The sequence below is a fragment of the Corynebacterium sp. MSK204 genome (assembly GCF_030229885.1).
GTDB lineage: Bacteria > Actinomycetota > Actinomycetes > Mycobacteriales > Mycobacteriaceae > Corynebacterium.
Map to the genome: position 1 here is coordinate 1 of NZ_JASPGQ010000030.1, position 5,211 is coordinate 5,211.

Sequence of the window (5,211 nt, forward strand, 5' to 3'; positions counted from 1 at the left end):
CAAAATGGTAATAAGAAGGCCGCTGCTTAACCCCTAAGCAGCTTAACTACGTGTCCACGATTTGCGGGCAACCCCACCTCCTAAAGGGCAGAACCCCTCCAAGATTAAGGGACACCGGTCATAAGAAACCGTCCAGTGCGCCACGTGCGCATTGGACGGTCTCACTGGGTTCCCAAAAGAACCAATTATTGAGCGCCCTGTATAGCCACAAAGCTAATACAGAAGCGGGATGGGACCTGACCCCCCGACGTGTCCACTGTCCGGGGGTCAGGCCCAATCGCCGACTGTTCCTACACTCGGACGGATTCCGGATTCCGGATTCCGCTAGCGCGGTGGAATACTTCAGTGACACGTACTGGCTACCCCGATCGCTATGGTGAATTAACTGGTTTCCATGAATTCGCCCTGCAGTCGTTAACGCATGCTCCAAAGCCTCCATGGGCAGCGCATCGGTACGCATCGTCGAGCGTGTAGCAACACCAACAATTTTTCGGCTGAAGACATCCACGACAAACGCGGTATAGGCGAATCCTGACAGGGTGCGAACGTAGGTAATGTCGGCAACCCACAACCTGCCTGGCGCTTGTGCACGAAAGTTTCGCTGGACTAGGTCTGGGCGATGATCCGGTGCCTTCGGGCTAATCGTTGTAACTGGGGTTCGTCCACGTCGGCGGCCGGAAACACCTGCGAGCTTCATCAGTCGTGCGGTCTTGTCGCGGCCGATATGATAGCCTTCACGGTTCATCGCGTGCCACATTTTGCGGATGCCGTAGACCGAGAAATTCTGCGCATGCACACGCTGTATCTCTGGGATGAGAAGGCTATCGCTTAAGGCTCTTGCGCTGGGAACACGTGTGGTGGCTTTACGGTAGCCGCGTGAGGTGATGAATCCACGATCTGCTTGTTTTAGGACTCGGCAGATGGGCCCGGGCCCCAAACTGATCTTTATATGTGTCGATGTAGGAGATCATTTGGTCGTGGGTCGGTCGAGTTCCGCTGCGAAAAAGCCGAAGCAGTCTTAAGAATCCCGTTTGCTCGCTTCAGCTCACGGTTTTCACGGCGCAGACGCTTGAGCTCTTCTTCCATTGTTTCGTGATCCGGCGCTTTGCGGCCGTCTCGTGTGGAGCCGCTGTCGCGGTACCACGCCCGCAACGTGTGGTGAGATACTCCAAGGAGCTCGCCGACCTCCGTGTAAGCGCGTTGCAGTGAGCAAGACTCCAGGCGGACCATTTCGATGATCTGATGGACCGCCTTCTCCTTGAACTCGACGGAATACTTTCTAGGCATAGTTCAATCCTTCCTTACCTGAGGTAGGAACTAAACCCAGGACGCTTCACCCTAGGCGTGTTCCGTTTAGGTTAGGTCGGAAACGAAAAAAGGGCATCAAGGGCGGAAAGTGGGTAATTGCGGTTATATACCGTGAAAAATCGCACCGTAGTGCTTACATCCCGCTGACCACTAGAAACCCTGGAATATCCACCGCTACCAATTCAGCAGCATGCAGGCTCTCCTACCTAACCCGCCCATCTCAACGAAATCCAAGCAGAAGCTGCGAGGGGATATTGAAGGTTGGCACCTGCCAAATTGGCTGATTGTCGAGGAGCCCAGAGCTTGCAGCGCAATCTAATAGTTTCCCGGCATCTAAAAGATGCTTAACCGTCTTTAGAGAACCGAAAATTCTATCAATTTCCGCAGGTAATACGCGATTGCTCACTGTAAAGACGGAATCCGTTTACCCTACACGTAGTTAAAGAAGCCAGCTTGCGAGGCAAGCAATTGTTCAACTATTGTTGCACGATTGCCGTTTGGCGATTACCTTACACACAGGGAGGATATGGCATGAATTCAAGACAGTACACACACCCCACTTTGGAAGAAATATCACTCGAACAGATATTTTCCGCCCTATCCGATCCTGTCCGTTTGCAAATTTTAAAAACTCTTTCCGATGGGGTCGAAAGAGACAGCATTACCCTCGCAGAAGATTTGCCCAGGTCTACCCTCAGCTACCACACACGGAAGCTGAGGGAGTGTGGCCTTACTTGGACGCGTAGTCAAGGAAGATCCTGCTTAATCTCACTTCGAGAAGAAATCAATGAGAAGTTTCCAGGATTGTTGGAAGGAATAGTTCGAAATGCTTAAAAAGCTGTGGCCTTACCTATTAGGAAGCGTGGCCTTAGGGCTAGACGCATACGTCATCGCAGGCTTATTATCCAACATTGCGAAAGACTTAGACGCATCTGAGTCCATCATCGGTTTGGGGGTAACTGCCTTCACCGCAGCATACGCCTTGTCGGGGCCGATCCTCTCAGGGAAAGCTGGAGTACATGCCCGCAAAAGCTTGGTAATTGGCATTATTGTATTTTCGCTGGCAAACCTCGCCACTGCACTCTCCCCTAACGCTCTTACCTTCATTTTATCGCGCGTAATAGCAGGCGCTGCAGCAGGCGTCTATTCTCCACTATCGTCCGCAGTTGCAGCCCACAGCGTACCTGAAGAAAAAAGCGGCAAAGCCCTCTCTCTTGTTCTAGCAGGCCTCGCCCTAGGGACTGTTCTTGGTGTCCCCACCGGCTTAATTATTGCAACTAATTTTGGATGGCGGTTAACTATCGCGATGATTACCGCAATAGGAGTAATTGCACTCCTAGGGGTGGCACTCAACAAAAAGCACACGGTTCCGACTATTCCTGCATCTTCCTTCAAAGAGCGGGCAAAAGTCATGACAGAAAAGACTAATATATTCACTGTATTAGTGACATTATTTGTAGGTACAGCTTCCCTAGGTCTCTACACCTACATATCGACAGTGCTAGCGCATACCCCTCTAGACAATCATCAGATTGTGGGAATCTGGGTATGGGGAATTGGCGGCGCTATCGGCGCTTTTGGGGTAGGACATCTACTCGATGGGTTTAGAAAGCCAAGAACACTCACTTTGATCATTATCTGCGCAATGGCCCTATCTTTCATTGCCTTACTGCTCGGCGCAACGAACATGGCCGTGGTTGTCACAGCCATCTTTGCTTGGGGTCTACTGGGATGGTCTTCGCTGGCCCCTCAACAAAAAACTCTCCTTGAGACGAATCCTTCAGATGGGGCTACCGCAGTAGCGGCAAATTCATCAGCCAATTATCTGGGCTCAGCCCTTGGTTCCGCACTTGGAGCTTTAGTAGTTCCTAATTTCGACTTTCTACTTTGGGGCGCGCTCGCATTCGTCCTCTTGGGGGGAGTGATGCATGGTTTCACAGTTAGGGAAGAAAAGCGAGCGCCCTATACGCAACCGCATAATTAATATACAGTTTACTATTATTTAATTTATAAGTCGGTTGAACTTGGACCTGACCCCTTTTTGGTGGACACCTGATATCCAGCCCAGTCGGGCTGGGAAGAAAGGTAATCTACCACCATGTCCAGGTACTCCGAACAGTTCAGACGCGATGCTGTGGCCCTCTATGAAAACAATGAGGACCTCTCGCTCAACGCAGCATCAGCCCAGCTCGGTATCAACCGTGCCTCGCTACATTCATGAGTCACCAAGTACGGCACCGGCAAACGTGCCCACATAAAAGCCATGCAGGATAAAGCCCAAACGGCGAATGAATCGTGAGACGCATCCGCCAGTTGGAAAAAGAAGTCTCTAAACTACGCGAAGAACGCGATATCCTGCGCAAGGCCGCGAAGTATTTTGCTTAAAGCAGACTCACGGGAGTTCTGCTTCCAGTGTGTCTATGACCACCGAACCGAATACTCGGTTAAGCGGATGTGCCACGTTTTAAAGCTCAATCGTTCCTCGTTTTACAAGTGGGTGAGCACCCGCAAAAAGCGCAGGTTAAAGATATATTCTGACGGTCTTATTGGTGCAAGAATCAAGACCATCTTCGATGATGAGCACGGGCTTTACGGAGCTAAACGCATCGCCGCAAGCCTTAAGGAAGACCTGGCGTATACCCCGGTCAATCACAAGAAAGTTGCACGCATCATGAAAACCATGGGACTAAAAGGCTTTAGCAAACGGCGTCGATGCATCACCACCAGGCGTAAGCCTGGTCACCGTGTCATGCCGGATTTACTAGGCCGTACATTCACCGCTGACGAGCCGAACCGTGTGTATGTCGGCGACATTACCTACCTGCCGTGTAAGGGCGGCACAAACATGTATGTGGCCACAGTCATTGACACTTACTCACGGAAACTTGCAGGTTATGCACTCGCAGACCACATGCGCGTCTCACTGGTCATCGATGCCCTAGCCCACGCACACGACGTGCGCGGCAGTCTTGACGGGGCTATTTTCCATTCTGATCACGGCAGTGTGTACACCTCACAAGCCTTTAGGAGCTATTGCTCGTCGTTGGGTGTGCGCCAATCCATGGGCGCGGTAGGAACGAGTGCGGATAGAAGCCCTAGCAGAATCTTTTAACGCCACCTTAAAGCGGGAAGTCTTGCGTGATAGGAAAGTCTTTGACAATCCCATTATCTGCCGGCAGGAAGTCTTCCGGTGGTGCATGCGCTACAACACGCGCCGGCGACACTCGTGGTGCAACCTTCTAGCTCCCGATGACTTCGAAGCACTCACATCAGCTACACTGACCAAAGCAGCAAAGCTAACCCCCGACGTGTCCACTGTCTGGTGGTCAGGCCCTTTGGCAATGTTGCGCTGTTGGCGTTGTGTGTAGGCTTCTTCGACTGCGGCGAGGAAGATGTCCTCTGGTAGCGCATCCGCATAGGCCTCGTCGTTGACAACCTCGTAGAAGATGTCGGCGAAGGTCGATACGCGAAGCTTGCGCATTTTGGCCCGTACAATCTCGTCGTCGATGGTGCTCATGGTTCTACCCTCCTTCTAGTTTTCGTAGTGGTCAGCAGGCCGGATGAAGACGGCATCGGCCACGTCACCGGTAAGCGGGGTGCTTGAGCGCGGCTGGTGCTTGGCTGCGTGCTGTGTCCTTGGCCTTGGCGCAGCGGGGAGTTGTTGGGCGTGGGCAATGTCAGTCTGAATGCGTTTGATCACTGCCATCGTTGGGGCCAGCTTCTTGTCTAAGACCTGCTGGCATGCTGGTTCGAGGGTGGTTTTACTGTGCTTTTTACCCAGATTGGCCAGCACATTGCGTGCCTGGATGAGTCCACGGGCTATGGCGGGCCCGAACCCCGGAAAGTGGACACGGGGATTTAATCAAGATGCGATAGTAAGTGTAGCTGATCCGGCGGCTTCGA

The 5,211-nt window shown here is 52.2% G+C and carries 4 protein-coding genes and 2 pseudogenes; 3 read left to right on the forward strand and 3 right to left on the reverse strand.

The genetic code is table 11. The features are described 5' to 3' along the window. Nucleotides 1-276: 276 nt before the first annotated feature. A pseudogene (locus QP908_RS11495) lies at nucleotides 277-1,287 on the reverse strand (IS3 family transposase); the annotation flags it as partial. 552 nt (nucleotides 1,288-1,839) lie between these two features. On the opposite strand from QP908_RS11495, the gene QP908_RS11500 reads away from it, so the two are divergent. The 3 genes and pseudogenes from QP908_RS11500 to QP908_RS11510 all read left to right on the forward strand — a co-directional run. After that, on the forward strand, nucleotides 1,840-2,142 hold the full coding sequence (locus QP908_RS11500; RefSeq protein ID WP_284772332.1) for an ArsR/SmtB family transcription factor: 303 nt from the start codon (nucleotides 1,840-1,842) through the stop codon (nucleotides 2,140-2,142). Further along, on the forward strand, nucleotides 2,135-3,292 hold the full coding sequence (locus QP908_RS11505) for an MFS transporter (RefSeq protein ID WP_284772333.1): 1,158 nt from the start codon (nucleotides 2,135-2,137) through the stop codon (nucleotides 3,290-3,292). The genes QP908_RS11500 and QP908_RS11505 overlap by 8 nt, the downstream gene beginning before the upstream one ends. Before the next feature lie 114 nt (nucleotides 3,293-3,406). Then, nucleotides 3,407-4,601 (forward strand): annotated as a pseudogene (locus QP908_RS11510) (IS3 family transposase); the annotation flags it as partial. Here the strand turns inward: QP908_RS11510 and QP908_RS11515 are convergent. Further along, nucleotides 4,511-4,825 carry a hypothetical protein gene (locus tag QP908_RS11515; RefSeq protein WP_284772334.1) on the reverse strand — a complete coding sequence of 105 codons (315 nt, stop codon included), beginning with the start codon at nucleotides 4,823-4,825 and terminating at the stop codon, nucleotides 4,511-4,513. The pseudogene QP908_RS11510 and the gene QP908_RS11515 sit on opposite strands and share 91 nt — an antisense overlap. A gap of 15 nt (nucleotides 4,826-4,840) precedes the next feature. Next, entirely contained in the window at nucleotides 4,841-5,014 is a 174-nt protein-coding gene (locus tag QP908_RS11520) for a hypothetical protein (protein ID WP_284772335.1), read from the reverse strand. Nucleotides 5,015-5,211: the final 197 nt, after the last annotated feature.

Excerpts from the sequence above, each read along its gene's own strand:
- QP908_RS11500 (WP_284772332.1), top strand. The coding sequence starts at position 1,840 with ATGAATTCAAGACAGTACACACACCCCACTTTGGAAGAAATATCACTC.
- QP908_RS11505 (WP_284772333.1), top strand. The coding sequence starts at position 2,135 with ATGCTTAAAAAGCTGTGGCCTTACCTATTAGGAAGCGTGGCCTTAGGG.
- QP908_RS11515 (WP_284772334.1), bottom strand. The coding sequence starts at position 4,825 with ATGAGCACCATCGACGACGAGATTGTACGGGCCAAAATGCGCAAGCTT.
- QP908_RS11520 (WP_284772335.1), bottom strand. The coding sequence starts at position 5,014 with ATGGCAGTGATCAAACGCATTCAGACTGACATTGCCCACGCCCAACAA.